Consider the following 16,977-nt stretch of genomic DNA (forward strand, 5'->3'; position numbering starts at 1 on the left):
GGCTGGAAGCTGGAAGCCAGCTGTTTCGCCCGGACTGTCGAGCCTTCCCTTTATTCCAGCTTATCGCTTCAAGCTTAGTGACTGCTTATCTCCAGCCTGCACGATCCATCAGCATGATGGCTTCAGCCTGACGCTTGCCAGCCACCTCTACCGGAATGGTGTCGGCCTTGAAATCTCCCCACGCCGCAACTTCCTCCGAAGATTTCACCTCCGGATTGGCCGGAAACTCCATGTTGACGTCGGCAAAGACGCTCTGTGCCTCGGGGGTGGTCATCCATTCCACCAGCTTCTTCGCCGCCTCAGGATGCGGTGCGTGCTTGGTCAGGCCGATGCCGGACAGGTTGACGTGAACGCCGCGACCGTCCTGGTTCGGCCAGAACAGCTTGGCTTTCAGCTCAGGGTTCTTCGCATGCAGACGACCGAAGTAGTAGGTATTGACGATACCCACGTCGCACTGGCCAGCATCGATCGCCTGAACCAACGCCGTGTCGTCGGCAAACACATCGGTTGCCAGGTTGTTCACCCAGCCCTTGATGATCTCTTCAGTCTTTTCGGCACCGTGGGTTTCGATCATGGTGGCGGTCAGTGACTGGTTATAAACCTTCTTGCTGGTGCGCAGGCACAGACGGCCTTCCCAGTTCTTGTCAGCCAGCGCTTCGTAAGTGGTCAGCTCGCCTTCCTTGACCCGCTCAGGCGAGTAGACGATGGTCCGAGCGCGCAGGGATAGACCCGTCCAGGCATCGGTAGAAGAGCGGTACTGGGCAGGGATATTGTCTTTCACTACCTGGGAATTGAGCGGCTGGAGAATACCCATCTGCTCGGCCTGCCAGAGGTTGCCGCCATCCACCGTCAAGAGCAGATCCGCCGGCGTGTTTTCACCTTCGGCCTTGATGCGGGCCATCAAAGGCGCTTCCTTGTCGGTAATGAACTTGACCTGGACACCGGTCTTGGCCGTATAGGCGTCGAAAACCGGCTTGATCAGCTCATCGATCCGGGAGGAGTAAACCACTACTTCATCGGCAGCTTGTACAGCACTCGACAGCGCCGCGAGCGCCAGAGCGGCGAGTAAACCTTTGCTTGCCTGCATGGATCAGCCTCTTATTGGTTGAGTGACGGCTGAATAGTAGTGAATGTCATTTACTTTCTCAACGCGACAAATCGCGCAGGGAGCAGGACGTTACCAATCCCAGTGTCAGAACCGCGCCAGATCCGGTAGATCTCCGCTCAAGCCCAAGGCCTGCCGCACAAACAATGCCTTGGCTTCAGGTAACGCCTGGATGCCTTTCAAGCCCGCGTTGCGCAACCAACGCAACGGCAGCGGGTCGGCCTGAAACAGCCGTTCGAAACCCTCCATAGCAGCCATCATGGTCAGGTTATGCGGCATCCGGCGCCGCTCGAAACGCCCCAGTACCCGTGGATCGCCGAGCTGCGCATCACGGGCAATGGCTGAAAGCAGAACCTCTGCCAGCACCGCCGCGTCGAGCAACCCGAGATTGACCCCCTGCCCTGCCAATGGATGGATGGTGTGTGCGGCATCGCCAATCAGTGCCAGACCAGGCTGTACATAGCGCTTGGCATGGCGCTGACGCAGAGGGATGCACAGCCGCGGGTCGACTTCCAGTACCTCCCCCAGGCGATACTCGAAGGCTCGTCCAAGCGCGTGGCGGAACGCCTCATCATCCAGCGCCATCAATCGCTGCGCCTCCTGCTCGGCCACCGACCAGACGATAGAGCACCAATGCGGGTCCCCTGCGCGCTGCAACGGCAGAAATGCCAGCGGGCCGTCATCCGTGAAGCGCTGCCAGGCAGTTCGCTGATTCGGTTCGGCACAACGCACGCTGGTGACGATCGCTTGATGCAGATAATCCCATTCGCGGGTTTCGCAACCGGCCAGGCGACGAACCGCGGAATTAGCACCATCGGCCGCAACCACCAGGCCTGCGCTGAGCCGTTGTCCGTCTGCCAGGACTAGAGACCAGCCGTGCTCGTCCTGCTGGAGCTGCTCCACGCGCGCACCAGCCATCAGTTCGACCGAGCCGCCGCGCCTCAACGCATCCAACAGGGCGTCCTGTACCACACGATTCTCGACGATGTGACCGAGCACCTCGGCATGCACCGACGCCGCGGAAAAATGGATCTGTCCGGTACCGGAGCCATCCCACACGTGCATATCCGTGTACGGACTGGCGCGGCGCTGGGTAATCCCAGACCAGGCGCCGACACGCTCGAGAATCCGCTGACTGGCTGCGGACAGCGCACTGACGCGCGGCTCGAAGGGGGCCGAGAGCGCGAGTGGTTGCACCTCCAGCGAACCGGAATCGATCAGTTTGATAGTGAGGCCTGCGTCTTGCAGCGCCAGTGCCAGGGTACTACCGACCATCCCGGCGCCAACGATGATGAGGTCCGCTTGCATTACTTGCTCTCCTGGGCGCCGAGCTTGCGGCGTGTCTAATCGGTGGCCGTGCGATCGATGGTGCTGCACACCGCAGCCTTCGCTATCTGGTCTGGCAGATTCGCTAACAGCAGGCGGGGGTTCAATCGTCCGGATTCGCGCTAATCAGCGCTCGCGTACACCCAACCCCATCGCCTGGCGTGCGAACCAGTCCTTGGCCGGCGACAGCAGATCCAGCCCCAGCAAACCGAGATTGCGACCGGCGATGGAAAGACGTGCCGAGCCACCGAACAGCTGGGTCAATTGATCGGAAAAGCCGACGGTGAGCCGCTGGTCCCAACACTGCTGCCGCTGGTAAGCCTGCAAAACACCGAGAGCACCCGGCTGCGCCGAGCTGCTCAATAACGCCGCAGCAAGCGCCTCGGTATCGCGCAACGATAGGTTGTAGCCCTGCCCGGCAATCGGATGCAAGCTGTGCGCGGCGTTACCGAGCACGACCAGGCCGGAGCGGACCTGCTCCTCGGCCTCGACCAACGCCAGCGGATAGAGATGTCGCGCGCCGACCTGTTGAAAGCCACCCAAGCGATAGCCGAACGCCTGCTGCAGCTCACCGAGAAATTCAGCTTCGGGGAGCGCAACCAGGCGCGCCGCGTCCTGAACCGGACGCGTCCAGACCAGCGCGCAGCGGTTGTCCTGCAGAGGCAGCAACGCCATCGGGCCTTCATCGGTGAAACGTTCGAACGCCTGCCCGCCGTGAGGCTTCCCGGGCGTGACATTGGCGATCAGTGCCGATTGATCATAAGGCGTGCGCTTGATCTCGATGCCGAGCTGCTCGCGCAATGCGGATCGGCCGCCGTCGGCGAGCACCGCCAGATCGCAATCAAGCTCGACACCGCTGGTCAGGCTCAGCCGATAACCTTTTGCAAAGGGCTGCATGCGCTCGACTTCAGCCGGACAGTGGCGAACCACAACCTGGTCATCCAGCGCCTGCCACAGGCAATGGCCGATCCAGGCGTTCTCTACCACGTATCCCAGCGCAGGGACCCGTTGGGCCTGAGCATCGAGCCGGGTGGCGCCAACGCGGCCGCGATCAGAGACATGGATATGGGTGATCGGCTCGGCACGCTCCGCAATGCGATCCCAGACACCCAACCGCTGGTAGATCAGCCGGGTGCCGTAAGACAGCGCGGTGGAGCGCGCATCGTAGCTCGGCTGGTACTCGTTGCCCGGCTCGAACGGCTCGATCAGCTCGATCGTCCAGCTGCGCGCCTTGGCGCCCTTCTGCAGAGCCAGCGCCAGGCTGGCACCGACCAGTCCGCCGCCCACGATGGCCAGGGCACCCATGGCTAGGCGACCTCGGCGGCAGCCGCCATCAATGCCTCGATCTCGGCGACGGTCTTGGGCACACCGCCTGTAAGGATTTCACAGCCTGTGCGGGTCACCACCACGTCATCTTCGATGCGTACGCCGATGCCCCGCCACTTCTTCGCCACGTCCTGGTTATCAGCCGCGACATAGATGCCCGGCTCGACAGTCATCGCCATGCCCGGCTCGAGGACACGCCATTCGCCGCCTACCTTGTAGTCACCGACATCATGCACGTCCATGCCCAGCCAATGCCCGGCACGGTGCATGTAGAAAGGTTTATAGGCTTCCGTGGCGATCAGCTCTTCGACGTCGCCCTGGAGCAGTCCCAGCTCGACCAGGCCAGCAGTAATGACCTTGACGGTCGCCTCGTGCGCCTCGTTCCAATGCTTGCCGGGCGCAATGTGTTTGAAGGCCTCTTCATTGGCCGCCAACACCAGCTCGTAGATGGCTTTCTGCTCGGGGGAAAAGCGGCCGCTGACCGGGAACGTCCGGGTGATGTCACTCGCATAGCAGTCGATCTCACAGCCGGCGTCGATCAGTACCAGATCGCCATCTTTGAGCACGGCGTCGTTCTCACGGTAATGCAAAATGCAGGCGTTCTTGCCGGCCGCGACGATAGAGCCGTACGCGGGCATCTTCGCCCCGCCCTTGCGGAATTCGTAGTCCAGCTCGGCTTCCAGATGATACTCGTAGAGCCCGGCACGGCTGGCCTGCATGGCGCGAACATGGGCACGGGCGGATATCTGCGCCGCATGCTTCATTACCTTCACTTCGTTGGCGGACTTGTACAGACGCAGGTCGTGCAACAGGTGGTCGAGGGCAACGAACTCGTTCGGCGGCTGCGCACCCTGGCGCGCCTTGGAGCGGATGGTATTGATCCACTCCATCAACCGATGGTCGAACTCCTGATTGCTGCCGATGGCGTAGTAGACCCGCGAACGCCCCTCGATCAGACCGGGAAGAATGTCGTCGATATCCCCGATAGGGAAGGCATCGTCGGCGCCGTATTCCGAAATGGCGCCGTCCTGGCCTGCCCGCAGGCCGTCCCACAGCTCGCGAGCCGGATCGCGCTCACGACAGAACAACACGTATTCCCCGTGCTCGCGGCCCGGGATCAGCGCAATCACAGCTTCCGGTTCGGGAAAGCCTGAAAGGTACTGAAAGTCGCTGTCCTGACGGTATATATGCTCGACGTCGCGATTGCGGATGTACATTGGAGCGGCCGGGAGAATGGCGATGCTGTTGGGTTCCATCTCCGTCATTAGCGCCTTGCGCCGACGAGCGTATTCCGACTTCGGGATGCGGGTCATGTACAGACGGACCTCAATGCAGGGAGGGCTTGGGTATGGGCGGCACCGGCTTGGCGCATTCGGTAAACAACAGCAATGGCGCGACGCGCAGGTACTCCATGACTTCCATGTAATCGCTTTCGCCATCCTCGGATTCGTCCAAGGAATCCTGAATCTGAGCGATCGCTGCCAGATCCTGCAGTACCTCCATGGCCTCGCTGCTCAGCGCGCGATCGCCGGCGATCAGGCCGAAGCCGGCCAGGAAGCTCTGACACCACTGGCCCAGAGCAAGCGCGCGCTCGGCTAGCGGCGCGTCATCGGAGGGCAGCAGCAAAACGATGGCGATATCGTCGCCGGCCAACTCACCCTTGACCATCTCTTGCAGGCCGATGAGCGCTTGGCGCACCGACTCCTCGGGCTCGGCACCGAGCAGTTCGGTGGCGTCGATCAGCCAGGGCTCGACATCGAAACCGGCACCGGCGCAGCTGCGCCCAAGTAACAGGCCGTGCAGCTCGGCGGGTGTGACGGGTTGGGCACTGCTGGCCAACAAGGTGACGAAAGCAGCGTACGGCGAGTTCTGAATGGGCATTGGCAGCTAGGCGCACGGAGGCGCTAATGTCTAGAATGAAGGCCTGTATCCTAGCATCGGCATACGAGCCAAGACCATCGAAGCCGGACTACCCAACGCTCGCGCCATTCACTCGGGAATCCCATGGAAGACGCCGACTTGCAATTGCTGACCGCCAAGCTGGAACAGCTGATTCAGCGCATCGAGCAACTCAAGGTGCAAAATCGCTTACTGCTTCATAGCGAACAGGCGTGGCGCGAGGAACGCGCTCATCTGATTGAAAAGAACGAAATGGCACGGGTGAAGGTCGAATCAATGATTTCGCGCCTGAAAGCCCTGGAGCAGGACTCATGACCCAGCCGAACACTGTTACCGTGCACATCATGGACAAGGAATATTGCATTTCCTGCCCGCCCGAAGAACGCAGCAACCTCGAAGGCGCCGCCCATTATCTCGACCGCAAAATGCGGGAAATTCGCAGCAGCGGCAAAGTCATCGGCGCTGACCGCGTCGCTGTGATGGCAGCGCTTAACATCACCCATGAGCTGCTACACAAGCATGATCGCCTGGATGCCGAGGCCAACAGCGCCCGCGAGCATGTGCGCACTTTGCTGGAGCGAGTCGACAGCGCGCTGGCCGCCGATCCAAACCCTTCCGGCAACTGATGAACGGCAGGCAGATTGCGTTATAATCCCGCCCACTCCCTGGCATGTTCGCCAGTCGGCGATGACCCTCTCCCGATAAGCAACACCATGGAGGCTACACGTAGTGCCGGTGTGCATGTCCGCCTGACGGAAAGCCTTAAGGTACTCTGTAGTCGCCACCTTGAACTCTCGGGTTCAAGGGCCTACGCTGGCAGCGGCATGCTGGGGAGCCTTCTTTGATGATCGTAGCCAACGGCCTGTCGCGCCCGGCGCTGCGACGAAAGTTGCGGCAAGCGCGCCGTCACCTTTCCCCCGTCCAGCAACGCCAGGCAGCCAAGAAACTTTATCTACAGCTGGCTCAGCACCCGCTGTTTCGCCGTGCCCGGCATATCGCGTTGTACTTACCCAATGATGGCGAGATCGATCCCCGCCCGCTAATGCTTGAAGCCCAGCGACGCGGAAAGGCCACCTACCTCCCGGTACTCAACGCCTGGCCGCGCACCCGTATGGTGTTCCAGCGAATCATGCCGAACGAGCGCCTGAAGCCGAATCGCTTCGGCATTGCCGAGCCAGCTTTTCGCCCTGGGCGGCAACGACCTATCTGGGCACTCGACCTGGTACTGATGCCGCTGGTGGGGTTCGACGAGCACGGCGGCCGCCTGGGCATGGGGGGAGGTTTTTACGATCGGAGTCTGGCGTATCGCGGCAGGCGCAAAAATGGTCACAAACCGACGCTTCTAGGTCTTGCCCATGAATGCCAGAAAGTCGATCAGCTACCCTTGGCCAACTGGGATGTGAGCCTGCAGGCCACGGTGACGGACCAAGGCTGGTATGCGAAATGAAACAGGAAACTTTCGAGAGATGTCATGGGCCGCATCCTTGCGGCCTTTCAGCTCAGCGCTGAAGCTGTTGCGAGTGGTTGATCGGAACCATTGACGATACATTGTCCGGTCGTTCCCACAGGCCCTGGGTATACCCCGTAGTCACAACGCCGAGACCGAAAATCAGCACCAGCACCCAAAGAATATCTGGCTTGCGTTTCATAGTTTGTCGCCTCCCCCTGCCAGGCGAACTGTTTCCGCCAAGTCCGTATCGTTTTGGTTTTGCGGACTCGACAATGCCAACCTCAAGCGCGGCATTCTCCGCCAAGCCTTTGCGCAGCGCAAACAGCGTCGCCACCGGCTGTCGGGGTTTTCGCGTTGAGAACCCTTTCAAGTACCAGCAGTGAGCAAAGAGCATGCCGTACTGGCTGATGAAGTCCGAACCGGACGAATTTTCTATCGAGGACCTCGATAAACTTGGCACCGCCCGCTGGGATGGCGTGCGCAACTACCAGGCGCGTAATTTCCTACGCCAGATGGGCGAAGGCGACCAGTTTTTCTTTTATCACTCCAGCTGCGCGACGCCCGGCATTGCCGGAATCGGCCGCATCACAAGCGCAGCCTACCCGGACCCCGCTGCGCTCGATCCCGACAGCGCGTATTACGATCCCAAGGCCAGCGAATCGAAGAATCCCTGGAGCGCCGTCGATGTCGGCTTTGTCGAGCGATTCGCCTTCACGCTGACGCTGCCTCGACTGAAGGCCGAACCGGCGCTCGCACAGATGCCGCTTGTGCAGAAAGGCAGCCGCCTCTCGGTGATGCCCGTCAGCGAAAGCGAGTGGAGCGCCATCCTGACCATGCGCTGACCGTTCTTCTCCCAGACTATTGAACGATCAGATTATTGAACAGCAGATCGTCCACCAGCGGCTTGCCCTCTTCCTGCGCAAGCACCGCCTGCACCTGCTTGAGCGCTTCCTGCCGAAGGGCTTCCTTGGCCTCGACCGATCCGAGGCTGGTGTCGGTCTGCTGTGAAAACAACGTTACCAACTGATTGCGAATCAGCGGCTCGTGATGTTTGACCTTCGCTTCCGCCTCACTACCGCTGACGCGCAGGGCGATGTCGGCCTTGTAATACTTCAGCCGGCCCTCCGCCCCGTAGTTACCGACCAGCGCAGGCACCAGCGTGTAATAGATCGTCTTCGTCCCAGCCGCATCGGTTTCGGCTTCGGATGTTTCCGCCAATGTCGGCAGCGCCACGCAGAGGGCGAACATAAGAAAAAGAAAGCGCTTCACGAGGCAACTCCAAGGAATACAGGGCGCAGCATAACCAGTGCCGGGCCCGGACCCAAGCCCGGCCTTATGTATTGCCATCAGAACAGGCCATGCTCGTTGCGCCATGCAGGCAGACTTCTAGACTGGTGGAATTCAACGGCGCACTGCCTCATCTCTAACGACAAAAGGAAACCCGATGAAAGCTGTCCTGTGCAAAGAATTCGGTCCGGCCGAAAATCTCGTCATCGATCAGACCGATAGTCCGCAGATCAAAAAAGGCGAAGTCCTGCTCGATGTGCATGCTGCCGGTGTCAATTTTCCGGACACGCTGATCATCGAGGGCAAATATCAGTTCAAGCCGCCCTTCCCGTTCTCGCCAGGTGGTGAGGCGGCCGGCGTGATCGCTGCCGTGGGCGAAAGCGTTCGCCATCTCAAGGTAGGCGATCGGGTGATGGGGCTCACGGGATGGGGCAGTTTTGCCGAGCAGGTCGCTGTTCCCGCAGACAATGTACTGCCGGTCCCTCCATCGATGGATTTCGAAACGGCTGCTGCGTTCAGCATGACCTACGGCACATCAATGCATGCGTTGAAACAGCGGGCCAATCTGCAACCGGGCGAAACTCTGCTGGTTCTGGGCGCTTCGGGCGGCGTAGGTCTGGCGGCGGTAGAAATCGGCAAGGCAATGGGCGCGAAGGTGATAGCCGCGGCTTCCACCGCGGAAAAGCTCGAGGTTGCGAGGAAAGCGGGGGCCGATGAATTGATCAACTACACCGAGACGAGCCTCAAAGAGCGCCTGAAGGAACTCACCGATGGTCAGGGCGTGGATGTGATCTACGATCCGGTCGGCGGCCAATTTTTCGAAGAGGCGTTCCGCAGCATCGCCTGGAACGGTCGAATGCTGGTGGTCGGCTTCGCTACCGGCGACATCCCTTCGCTGCCAGCGAATCTACCGCTGCTTAAAGGCGCCTCGCTGGTAGGGGTTTTCTGGGGCAGCTTCGCCCGCCGTCAGCCGCATGACAACGCAGCCAACTTCAAGCAGCTGTTTGCCTGGCATGCTGAAGGCAAGCTCAAGCCGCTGGTCTCACAGACCTTTGCGCTCGAACAGGCCGCAGAAGCGATCAGTACGCTTGCCCAGCGCAAGGCAGTGGGCAAGCTGGTCGTGAAGGTGCGCTAACGTAAGCTGCAGACGGGAAGCATGGGCTGGGCCGGAGGACAGTCAGGCCTTGCTCTGCTTCTCGCTTAAAGTTTACCGCTGCCTTTATTAATGAGCAGTGGCTGGCGCTTCGCTGCCCTGCTGCATGCGCGCCATTTCCTGAGCATAGAGCGCATCGAAGTTCACCGGCGCCAGCATCAGCGCAGGGAATGAGCCACGTGTGACCAAACTGTCCAAGGTCTCGCGCGCGTACGGGAACAGGATGTTCGGACAGAACGCGCCGAGCGTGTGGCTCATGGCCTGAGCTTCGAGCCCCTTGATCAGAAAGATGCCGGCCTGCTGGACTTCGGCGATGAAGGCGACTTCCTCACCGGTCTTGACGGTTACCGAAAGCGTGAGCACCACTTCATGGAAGTCGTTTTCGAGCGACTTCTGCTTGGTGTTCAGGTCCAGCGCGACGCTGGGGTTCCACTCCTGGCGGAAAATTTCCGGACTCTTGGGAGCCTCGAACGAAAGATCACGAACATAGATCCGCTGCAGGGAAAATTGCGCGCCCTGCTCTTCCTGACCAGCCGCCGCGCCGTTGTTTGCTTGTTCAGTCATGTGAAGCCTTCTTGTTGTGCATATCGGGTTGGGAGCCCTGCCAGCGCCGACACTGATCGGCTGCCCGGCAGACCTTGAATCAAATCACGCCTGCAGCAGCGCATCCAACCGACCTGCCCGCTCCAGCGCGTGCAGTTCGTCGCAGCCGCCTACATGCTCGTCGCCGATCCATATCTGAGGCACCGAGGTACGCCCGGCCTTGGCTGCCATCTCCGAGCGCAAGGCAGGCTTGCCGTCGACGGGAATCTCTTCGTAGCCGACTCCCTTGCGATCGAGCAGGCTCTTGGCGCGGATGCAGAACGGGCACCAGGCGGTGGTATAGATGACGACTTTAGACATAGTTACTTGACCACTGGCAGGTTTTCGCCGCGCCAGCTGGAGATCCCTCCGGACAGCTTGGCGGCAGTGTGGCCTGCCTTCTGCAGCTCGCGGCAGGCCGTTCCGGCGTGCTGGCCCATGGCATCGACGACAACGATTGTCTTGCCCTTGTGCTTTTCCAGCTCGCCCAATCGGCTGACCAGCTTCTCGTAGGGAATGTTCAATGAATCAACGATGTGACCGGCGTCGAACTCCTTCTTCGCGCGCACGTCCAACACCACGCCTTCGTCGCGATTGACCAGCCCGGTCAGTTCGCGGTTGCTCAGGCTCTTGCCGCCTTTTCGCGCCTCGGTGAGGGCCAGAAGGACCAGCAGCACCAGAAAGATGCTGACCAGAACATAGTGGTTAGAGACGAATTCAATCAGGTTAGCGACCATTTATAAGGGTACCCGGGGGATAAAATGCGGGCCAGTATACACAGCCCCTCAACCGGGCTGAACCCTGCGAATCGTGACGCCAAACCGGCCAGCCAGTAGACTGCCCGCCATTTTTCGCGCCCTCGTGCAAGGAGCCAAATACATGCCTGCCGCGCCCAAACCCCTGGTACTGATGATTCTCGATGGCTTCGGACACAGCGACAATCCCGAATTCAACGCCATCCATGCTGCCAACAAACCGGTTTATGATCGCCTGCTCGCTAGTCAGCCGCACGGTCTGATTTCCGGCAGCGGCATGGATGTGGGCCTTCCGGACGGCCAGATGGGCAACTCCGAAGTCGGTCACATGAACCTGGGCGCAGGCCGCGTGGTGTATCAGGACTTCACGCGGGTAACCAAGTCCATCCGTGACGGCGACTTCTTTGAGAATCCGAACATCTGCGCCGCGGTCGATAAGGCCGTCGCGGCAGGTAAGGCTGTGCATATTCTCGGCCTGCTTTCCGACGGGGGCGTTCACAGCCACCAGGATCATCTGGTCGCCATGGCCGAACTGGCCGTCAAGCGAGGCGCTGAAAAGATCTATCTGCACGCCTTTCTCGATGGCCGCGATACTCCGCCCAAGAGCGCTCAGCATTCCATCGAACTGATGCAGGCAACCTTTACCCGTCTGGGCAAGGGCCGCGTCGCCAGCCTGGTCGGCCGCTACTTCGCCATGGATCGCGATAACCGCTGGGATCGGGTCGAGCAGGCCTTTAACCTGATCGTCGACGGCAAGGCGGAATACCACGCCGACTACGCAGTGGATGGGCTGATCGCCGCCTACGAGCGCGGCGAAAGCGACGAGTTCGTCAAAGCCACCACCATCGGTGAACCGGTACGCATGGAAGACGGCGACGCCGTGGTGTTCATGAACTTCCGCGCCGACCGGGCACGTGAACTGACCCGCTGCTTCGTCGAAAAAGACTTCAATGAATTCCCGCGGACCCGGGTGCCGCAGCTGGCCGGTTTCGTCATGCTCACCCAATACGCCGCAAGCATTCCAGCGCCGTCGGCCTTCGCCCCGGAAGCATTGACCAACGTGCTCGGCGAATACCTGGCGAACAATGGCAAGACCCAGCTGCGGATCGCCGAGACAGAGAAGTATGCGCATGTCACCTTCTTCTTCTCGGGCGGTCGCGAAGAGCCTTTTGCCGGAGAAGAGCGCATCCTCATCCCGTCCCCGCAGGTCGCCACCTACGACATGCAGCCGGAAATGAGCGCACCGGAAGTAACCGACCGCATTGTCGATGCCATCGAGAATCAGCGTTACGACGTGATCATCGTCAACTACGCCAACGGTGACATGGTCGGCCATACCGGCGTGTTCGAGGCCGCGGTCAAGGCCGTGGAGTGTCTGGACAAATGCATCGGCCGCATCGTCGAAGCGCTGGATAAAGTCGGCGGCGAGGCGCTGATCACGGCAGATCACGGTAACGTCGAACAGATGGAAGACGCCATGACCGGCCAGGCCCATACCGCCCATACTTGCGAGCCAGTGCCGTTCATCTATTACGGCCAACGCAACCTGCGAATCCGCGAAGGCGGCGTGCTCGCCGACGTCGCCCCGACGATGCTGACGCTGCTAGGCCTGCCAGTGCCGAAAGAGATGACCGGCCGCTCGATCGTCGAACTGAGCTGATAGCTGGAAGCTGGAAGCTGGAAGTCAGGCTCTACTTCCAGCGAGGGGCTTCAAGCTTCAAGCTACTTTTTTAGGCATACTACCGCGGTCGCTAAATTCTCGGTTACGCCCTCCCATGCCTCGTATTCTCTTCGCATTCGCGCTCTTCTGCCTGCTTGGCTCAGCCATGGCGGACGAGCGCGCCGATGCCCGCAAACAGATCGAAGCGGCACGCCAGGACGTCGCCGAACTGCAGAAACTGCTCAAGCAGATCGAGCAGGAAAAATCTGCGGTGCAGAAACAGCTGCAGACCACCGAAAGCGAGATGGGCCAACTGGAGAAACAGGTCGACTCTCTGCAGCAGGAAATCGATCGCAGCGAAGCGGAGCTGGAACGTCTCAACGAAGAAAAGACCACCCTTGAAGGCGCCCGCATCGAACAGCAGCGCCTGATCGGAATCCAGGCACGCGCCGCCTATCAGAGCGGCCGCCAGGAATATCTGAAGTTGTTGCTCAACCAGCAGAACCCGGAGAAATTCAGCCGGACCCTGACCTACTACGACTATCTCAGCAAGGCTCGTTTCGAGCAGGTCGCAGATTTCAACCACACCCTCAGCCAACTGGCTAGCGTCCAGGCCGGCATCGAGAAGCAGCAAGCGACTCTTGCCGAGCAGCAGGATGGATTGAAAGAGCGCCGCGCGCAGCTCGACGAAGTACGCAAGGAGCGCCAGCTGGCGCTGGCCAAACTCGACCGAGACTTCTCCACCCGCGATCAGAAGCTCAAGGCCCGAAAACAAGAACAGGCGCAGCTTGAGCGCGTCCTCAAAACCATCGAACAAACCCTTGCACGCCAGGCGCGCGAGGCCGAGCAGGCGCGTCAGCGAGCCCTGGCTCTGGCACGCGAAGAAGAGGCACGTCAGCAGCGGGCTGGCGACAACCGCTCGGCACCGTCCGGCCCGATCGTTTCAAGCGCGGGTGGAAGTTTCGGCGGCCCGTTCGCCAGCGCCAAAGGCAAGCTGCCTTGGCCGGTGGATGGAAGGCTGGTCGCTCGTTATGGCACTCCGCGCGGCGGAGACGCTCGAACCAAGTGGGACGGCGTCCTGATCGGTGCAGATGTCGGCACCCAGGTGCGCGCGGTGCACGGTGGTCGAGTGGTGTTTGCCGATTGGCTGCGCGGTGCTGGTCTGTTGGTGATTCTCGACCATGGCAATGGTTACCTGAGCCTGTACGGTCACAACCAGAGCCTGCTGCGCGACGCCGGAGAAATCGTCAAGGCAGGCGATCCGATCGCCACCGTAGGAACCAGCGGCGGGCAAGAGTCTGCCGCACTGTATTTCGCCATTCGCCAACAGGGTCGCCCGAGCGATCCGGCACAATGGTGTCGTGCGCAAGGATAAGCCGGTTCGGCTAAAGCGCCCCCTCATAACTGGAGTCAGACATGCAGCACCTGCGCCGTTTCGCCCGACCATCTACGCTGGCCCTGGCCATCTTGCTAGGGATGCAGGGTGGTGCCTGGGCCCAGCAACCGCCCGCAGAGCTGGCACCAGAGCCGATCGCGCTGGATGCCGCGAGCAACAAGGCACCGTTGCCGCTGGACGAGCTGCGCACCTTCGCCGAGGTGCTGGACCGGATCAAGGCCGCTTACGTCGAGCCGGTCGATGACAAGACCCTGCTGGAAAATGCCATCAAGGGCATGCTCAGCAATCTCGACCCGCACTCTGCCTATCTCGAGCCTGAAGCCTTTGCAGAACTGCAGGAAAGCACCAGCGGCGAGTTCGGCGGCCTCGGGATTGAGGTCGGTATGGAAGACGGATTCATCAAGGTGGTCTCGCCGATTGACGACACACCAGCGTCGAAGGCCGGCATCGAGGCCGGCGACCTGATCGTCAAGATCGACGGCAAGCCGACCAAGGGCATGTCCATGATGGACGCCGTCGGGATGATGCGCGGCAAACCAGGCAGCGACATTTCGCTGTCACTTGTACGCGAAGGTGGCAAGCCCTTTTCGGTCAATCTCACCCGCGCGGTGATCAAGGTCAACAGCGTCAAAAGCCAGATGCTTGAGCCCGGCTACGGCTATCTGCGCGTCACGCAATTCCAGATCAATACCGGCGAAGAGGTCGGTAAAGCACTGGCAAAAATGCGCAAGGAAAACGGCAACAAGCTCAACGGACTGGTGCTCGACCTGCGCAACAACCCGGGTGGCGTGCTGCAGGCGGCCGTGGAAGTTTCCGATCATTTCCTCACCGATGGCCTGATCGTCTATACCAAGGGCCGCATCGCCAATTCCGAGCTGCGCTTCAACGCCGACCCGGCCGATGCCAGCGAAGGCGTTTCGTTGGTTGTGCTGATCAACGGCGGCAGCGCCTCCGCTTCCGAAATCGTTGCCGGCGCCCTACAGGACCAGAAGCGTGGCGTTGTCATGGGGACCGATAGCTTCGGTAAGGGCTCGGTGCAAACCGTTTTGCCACTGAACAATGACCGCGCACTGAAGCTGACCACCGCGCTCTATTACACCCCGAATGGCCGTTCCATCCAGGCCCAGGGCATCGAGCCGGATATTCAGGTAACCCGCGCCAAGCTCACCCGCGAACAGGCCGTCGAAGGCGTTCGCGAAGCGGATCTGGCCGGTCATCTGGGCAATGGAAACGGCGGCCCGGAGCGCCCCACTGGCACCTCGATCACCAGCGATTCGCCACGCCCGCAGGACGAAGACTTCCAGCTCGGCCAGGCATTGAATCTGCTCAAGGGGTTGAACCTCACCCGCGGCCAATAGCGGTGTCGCGGGCTGCATACCTGCTGCTGGGGATTCTTGCACCACTGCTGATGATTGGCGCACCGGATGCTGGCGCCGACCCGGCAGATGGAGCGGAACGCTTGGCCGCCATATCACGGATGCCGAAGCTGGCTCTGGTGATTGATGATCTGGGCCAGCATGCGGCTCGGGATGCTCGCGTTCTCGCCTTGCCCGGCCCGGTGGCCATGGCGATTCTGCCAGACAGCCGCCACGCCACAAAACTGGCTGAGCGGGCCAATGCCGCAGGTAAAACGGTCATGTTGCACCTGCCCATGGCACCCGCTGGCGGCCCCTATGCCTGGCAACCGCAACTGGAGCAGACCGAGCTGATCCGCCGTCTGCACAGCGCGCTGGCAAAGGTCCCGCACGCTAGCGGCGTGAACAATCACATGGGTAGCCAGATGACGGATCAACCGCAGCCCATGGCGTCCTTGATGGGCGAACTGCAGCAGCGCCACCTGTTCTTTCTCGACAGCCGCACCAATGCCAGGACGGTAGCCGCCGCCACGGCACAGCGAATCGGGCTGGCCAGCCTATCGCGCGATATTTTCCTCGATGACGATCCCAGCCCCGCCGCCGTCACTGCGCAGTTCCGCACGGCTGTCCGCCTGGCTCGCAAGCAGGGCTCAGTGGTCATCATTGGGCATCCGTACCCGAGCACATTGGCGTTGCTGGAGCAGGAATTACCGCGCCTGCGTGCTCAGGGGATCGATTGGGTGGATATCGGTCAGATGATCGCCACCCGAGGCAACCGCGCAACGGTTGCTCATGGCACGCTCGGCGTTTACCGCTGAGGGTTCTGATCAGAGATAGCGGCGCATAATCGCATCGATCACGCCGTCACTCTTCATCTCGTCCAAAGCGTTCTGCAGCCGCGTAACGACTTCGTCTGGCGTCTGCTTGTTGAACGCGAGGAACAGCTGCGCATCGTTGAACCGCAATACCGTAGGCAGCCCGCTCACCCCCTCCTGCTTGGCCAGGTAGGGGCCGACCGGATCGGTGGTAGCCCAAAGATCTATTTGTCCCTTGAGCAGCTTGCCGATGTTTTCCTGGTCGCGCAGTGAGTTGATCGGCTGGAATCCGTTGGCTTCCAGATGCTGGCTGACCGCATCGTTCTTGTAGGCGCCGACCCGGTACTGCTGCGCCTGCTGAAGCGAACTCAAACGCAACGGACTACCGGGCGGTGCCAGCAGCACCCAGCCGGTGCTGGCAAGCGGCCCGACCCACTTGAACAATGGCTCACGCTCCGGGGTATAGGTGGTGGAAAACAGTCCCTGGTCCGGCTGTTCCAGCACCTGCTTGTAGATGCGCTCCCAAGGGAAACGCAGCGTCAGGCTGTAGGTAATTCCGGCACGCTTGAACATCTCGCGCACGATGTCGGCGTTGATTCCGCTGATATTGCTGTCCGCCGCATAGTTCTTGCCATCAGCCGCCATATTGAATGGCGGAAAATTCTCGGTCAGCAGTACCATTTTATAATCGTCCGGCAGTGCAGCCTTGGCCGAGGCGGCCATTAACATCAGCAGTCCGGCCGCTAGAATTCGTTTCATCAAACTTCCCCCACGTCTGCAAGTGCTTCAGGCCGACAGCTCGCCGACACGCGCCGTGCGGCTGCCGCTTCGTTAGGTGTAGCAACTTGTGAACCAGACGCAGCGAGGC

20 protein-coding genes and 1 other RNA gene are annotated in these 16,977 nt (G+C 60.8%); 10 read left to right on the top strand and 11 right to left on the bottom strand.

The annotated features are described in order from the left end of the window. Positions 1–85: 85 nt before the first annotated feature. The 5 genes from DQ405_RS03195 to DQ405_RS03215 form a co-directional block, all read right to left on the bottom strand. Entirely contained in the window at positions 86–1,087 is a 1,002-nt protein-coding gene (locus tag DQ405_RS03195) for an extracellular solute-binding protein (RefSeq protein ID WP_168422900.1), read from the bottom strand. 105 nt (positions 1,088–1,192) lie between these two features. Next, positions 1,193–2,413, bottom strand: coding sequence for a 2-octaprenyl-3-methyl-6-methoxy-1,4-benzoquinol hydroxylase (locus DQ405_RS03200; protein WP_168422901.1), 1,221 nt, complete (start codon positions 2,411–2,413; stop codon positions 1,193–1,195). Positions 2,414–2,557: 144 nt separating this feature from the next. Beyond that, positions 2,558–3,736 (bottom strand): 2-octaprenyl-6-methoxyphenyl hydroxylase, encoded by a 1,179-nt coding sequence (ubiH, locus tag DQ405_RS03205; RefSeq protein ID WP_168422902.1) that lies wholly within the window; start codon positions 3,734–3,736, stop codon positions 2,558–2,560. A gap of 2 nt (positions 3,737–3,738) precedes the next feature. Beyond that, positions 3,739–5,070: a Xaa-Pro aminopeptidase gene (pepP, locus tag DQ405_RS03210; RefSeq protein WP_168422903.1), complete on the bottom strand. Its 1,332-nt coding sequence runs from the start codon at positions 5,068–5,070 to the stop codon at positions 3,739–3,741. 13 nt (positions 5,071–5,083) lie between these two features. Next, positions 5,084–5,638 (bottom strand): YecA/YgfB family protein, encoded by a 555-nt coding sequence (locus DQ405_RS03215; protein ID WP_168422904.1) that lies wholly within the window; start codon positions 5,636–5,638, stop codon positions 5,084–5,086. 123 nt (positions 5,639–5,761) lie between these two features. Between DQ405_RS03215 and DQ405_RS03220 the strand changes: the two genes are divergently transcribed. From DQ405_RS03220 to DQ405_RS03235, 4 genes are all read left to right on the top strand, one after another. Continuing rightward, positions 5,762–5,971 carry a TIGR02449 family protein gene (locus DQ405_RS03220; RefSeq protein WP_045164100.1) on the top strand — a complete coding sequence of 70 codons (210 nt, stop codon included), beginning with the start codon at positions 5,762–5,764 and terminating at the stop codon, positions 5,969–5,971. Continuing rightward, positions 5,968–6,282, top strand: coding sequence for a cell division protein ZapA (locus DQ405_RS03225; protein WP_158186502.1), 315 nt, complete (start codon positions 5,968–5,970; stop codon positions 6,280–6,282). Before DQ405_RS03220 ends, DQ405_RS03225 begins: the two co-directional genes overlap by 4 nt. A gap of 33 nt (positions 6,283–6,315) precedes the next feature. Continuing rightward, a non-coding RNA gene (ssrS, locus tag DQ405_RS03230) (6S RNA) lies at positions 6,316–6,494 on the top strand. Positions 6,495–6,500: 6 nt separating this feature from the next. Continuing rightward, complete coding sequence (locus tag DQ405_RS03235; RefSeq protein ID WP_168422905.1) at positions 6,501–7,103, top strand: 5-formyltetrahydrofolate cyclo-ligase; 603 nt, start codon at positions 6,501–6,503, stop codon at positions 7,101–7,103. Positions 7,104–7,155: 52 nt separating this feature from the next. On the opposite strand, the gene DQ405_RS03240 is transcribed toward DQ405_RS03235, so the two are convergent. Beyond that, entirely contained in the window at positions 7,156–7,305 is a 150-nt protein-coding gene (locus DQ405_RS03240; RefSeq protein WP_168422906.1) for a hypothetical protein, read from the bottom strand. Positions 7,306–7,498: 193 nt separating this feature from the next. Here DQ405_RS03240 and DQ405_RS03245 point away from each other — a divergent pair, with 193 nt between their 5' ends. Further along, positions 7,499–7,948, top strand: coding sequence for an EVE domain-containing protein (locus DQ405_RS03245; protein ID WP_168422907.1), 450 nt, complete (start codon positions 7,499–7,501; stop codon positions 7,946–7,948). Between the two features lie 16 nt (positions 7,949–7,964). Here the strand turns inward: DQ405_RS03245 and DQ405_RS03250 are convergent, their stop codons facing one another. After that, positions 7,965–8,375 carry a flagellar basal body-associated FliL family protein gene (locus DQ405_RS03250; protein WP_168422908.1) on the bottom strand — a complete coding sequence of 137 codons (411 nt, stop codon included), beginning with the start codon at positions 8,373–8,375 and terminating at the stop codon, positions 7,965–7,967. A gap of 175 nt (positions 8,376–8,550) precedes the next feature. Here DQ405_RS03250 and DQ405_RS03255 point away from each other — a divergent pair, with 175 nt between their 5' ends. Next, positions 8,551–9,528: an NADPH:quinone oxidoreductase family protein gene (locus DQ405_RS03255; protein ID WP_168422909.1), complete on the top strand. Its 978-nt coding sequence runs from the start codon at positions 8,551–8,553 to the stop codon at positions 9,526–9,528. Between the two features lie 87 nt (positions 9,529–9,615). Here the strand turns inward: DQ405_RS03255 and secB are convergent, their stop codons facing one another. The 3 genes from secB to DQ405_RS03270 form a co-directional block, all read right to left on the bottom strand. Next, positions 9,616–10,110 carry a protein-export chaperone SecB gene (gene secB / locus DQ405_RS03260; protein WP_168422910.1) on the bottom strand — a complete coding sequence of 165 codons (495 nt, stop codon included), beginning with the start codon at positions 10,108–10,110 and terminating at the stop codon, positions 9,616–9,618. 84 nt (positions 10,111–10,194) lie between these two features. Continuing rightward, complete coding sequence (grxC, locus tag DQ405_RS03265) at positions 10,195–10,449, bottom strand: glutaredoxin 3 (RefSeq protein WP_168422911.1); 255 nt, start codon at positions 10,447–10,449, stop codon at positions 10,195–10,197. A 2-nt stretch (positions 10,450–10,451) separates the two neighbouring features. Continuing rightward, positions 10,452–10,865 (bottom strand): rhodanese-like domain-containing protein, encoded by a 414-nt coding sequence (locus DQ405_RS03270; protein ID WP_168422912.1) that lies wholly within the window; start codon positions 10,863–10,865, stop codon positions 10,452–10,454. Positions 10,866–11,007: 142 nt separating this feature from the next. Here DQ405_RS03270 and gpmI point away from each other — a divergent pair, with 142 nt between their 5' ends. From gpmI to DQ405_RS03290, 4 genes are all read left to right on the top strand, one after another. Continuing rightward, positions 11,008–12,543, top strand: coding sequence for a 2,3-bisphosphoglycerate-independent phosphoglycerate mutase (gene gpmI, locus DQ405_RS03275; RefSeq protein WP_168422913.1), 1,536 nt, complete (start codon positions 11,008–11,010; stop codon positions 12,541–12,543). Positions 12,544–12,658: 115 nt separating this feature from the next. After that, entirely contained in the window at positions 12,659–13,918 is a 1,260-nt protein-coding gene (locus DQ405_RS03280; protein ID WP_168422914.1) for a murein hydrolase activator EnvC family protein, read from the top strand. A 41-nt stretch (positions 13,919–13,959) separates the two neighbouring features. Next, entirely contained in the window at positions 13,960–15,297 is a 1,338-nt protein-coding gene (locus DQ405_RS03285; RefSeq protein ID WP_168422915.1) for a S41 family peptidase, read from the top strand. A 50-nt stretch (positions 15,298–15,347) separates the two neighbouring features. Continuing rightward, positions 15,348–16,112: a divergent polysaccharide deacetylase family protein gene (locus DQ405_RS03290; RefSeq protein ID WP_168422976.1), complete on the top strand. Its 765-nt coding sequence runs from the start codon at positions 15,348–15,350 to the stop codon at positions 16,110–16,112. Between the two features lie 9 nt (positions 16,113–16,121). Here the strand turns inward: DQ405_RS03290 and DQ405_RS03295 are convergent, their stop codons facing one another. Then, on the bottom strand, positions 16,122–16,868 hold the full coding sequence (locus DQ405_RS03295; protein ID WP_446730856.1) for a substrate-binding periplasmic protein: 747 nt from the start codon (positions 16,866–16,868) through the stop codon (positions 16,122–16,124). Between the last annotated feature and the right edge of the window lie 109 nt (positions 16,869–16,977).

Source organism: Pseudomonas sp. SST3 (genome assembly GCF_003325755.1).

What these genes read in the sequence shown, in the direction of transcription:
- DQ405_RS03195 (WP_168422900.1), bottom strand. Translation starts at nt 1,087, where the DNA reads ATGCAGGCAAGCAAAGGTTTACTCGCCGCTCTGGCGCTCGCGGCGCTG.
- DQ405_RS03200 (WP_168422901.1), bottom strand. Translation starts at nt 2,413, where the DNA reads ATGCAAGCGGACCTCATCATCGTTGGCGCCGGGATGGTCGGTAGTACC.
- ubiH (WP_168422902.1), bottom strand. Translation starts at nt 3,736, where the DNA reads ATGGGTGCCCTGGCCATCGTGGGCGGCGGACTGGTCGGTGCCAGCCTG.
- pepP (WP_168422903.1), bottom strand. Translation starts at nt 5,070, where the DNA reads ATGACCCGCATCCCGAAGTCGGAATACGCTCGTCGGCGCAAGGCGCTA.
- DQ405_RS03215 (WP_168422904.1), bottom strand. Translation starts at nt 5,638, where the DNA reads ATGCCCATTCAGAACTCGCCGTACGCTGCTTTCGTCACCTTGTTGGCC.
- DQ405_RS03220 (WP_045164100.1), top strand. Translation starts at nt 5,762, where the DNA reads ATGGAAGACGCCGACTTGCAATTGCTGACCGCCAAGCTGGAACAGCTG.
- DQ405_RS03225 (WP_158186502.1), top strand. Translation starts at nt 5,968, where the DNA reads ATGACCCAGCCGAACACTGTTACCGTGCACATCATGGACAAGGAATAT.
- DQ405_RS03235 (WP_168422905.1), top strand. Translation starts at nt 6,501, where the DNA reads ATGATCGTAGCCAACGGCCTGTCGCGCCCGGCGCTGCGACGAAAGTTG.
- DQ405_RS03240 (WP_168422906.1), bottom strand. Translation starts at nt 7,305, where the DNA reads ATGAAACGCAAGCCAGATATTCTTTGGGTGCTGGTGCTGATTTTCGGT.
- DQ405_RS03245 (WP_168422907.1), top strand. Translation starts at nt 7,499, where the DNA reads ATGCCGTACTGGCTGATGAAGTCCGAACCGGACGAATTTTCTATCGAG.
- DQ405_RS03255 (WP_168422909.1), top strand. Translation starts at nt 8,551, where the DNA reads ATGAAAGCTGTCCTGTGCAAAGAATTCGGTCCGGCCGAAAATCTCGTC.
- secB (WP_168422910.1), bottom strand. Translation starts at nt 10,110, where the DNA reads ATGACTGAACAAGCAAACAACGGCGCGGCGGCTGGTCAGGAAGAGCAG.
- grxC (WP_168422911.1), bottom strand. Translation starts at nt 10,449, where the DNA reads ATGTCTAAAGTCGTCATCTATACCACCGCCTGGTGCCCGTTCTGCATC.
- DQ405_RS03270 (WP_168422912.1), bottom strand. Translation starts at nt 10,865, where the DNA reads ATGGTCGCTAACCTGATTGAATTCGTCTCTAACCACTATGTTCTGGTC.
- gpmI (WP_168422913.1), top strand. Translation starts at nt 11,008, where the DNA reads ATGCCTGCCGCGCCCAAACCCCTGGTACTGATGATTCTCGATGGCTTC.
- DQ405_RS03280 (WP_168422914.1), top strand. Translation starts at nt 12,659, where the DNA reads ATGCCTCGTATTCTCTTCGCATTCGCGCTCTTCTGCCTGCTTGGCTCA.
- DQ405_RS03285 (WP_168422915.1), top strand. Translation starts at nt 13,960, where the DNA reads ATGCAGCACCTGCGCCGTTTCGCCCGACCATCTACGCTGGCCCTGGCC.
- DQ405_RS03290 (WP_168422976.1), top strand. Translation starts at nt 15,348, where the DNA reads ATGATTGGCGCACCGGATGCTGGCGCCGACCCGGCAGATGGAGCGGAA.
- DQ405_RS03295 (WP_446730856.1), bottom strand. Translation starts at nt 16,868, where the DNA reads ATGAAACGAATTCTAGCGGCCGGACTGCTGATGTTAATGGCCGCCTCG.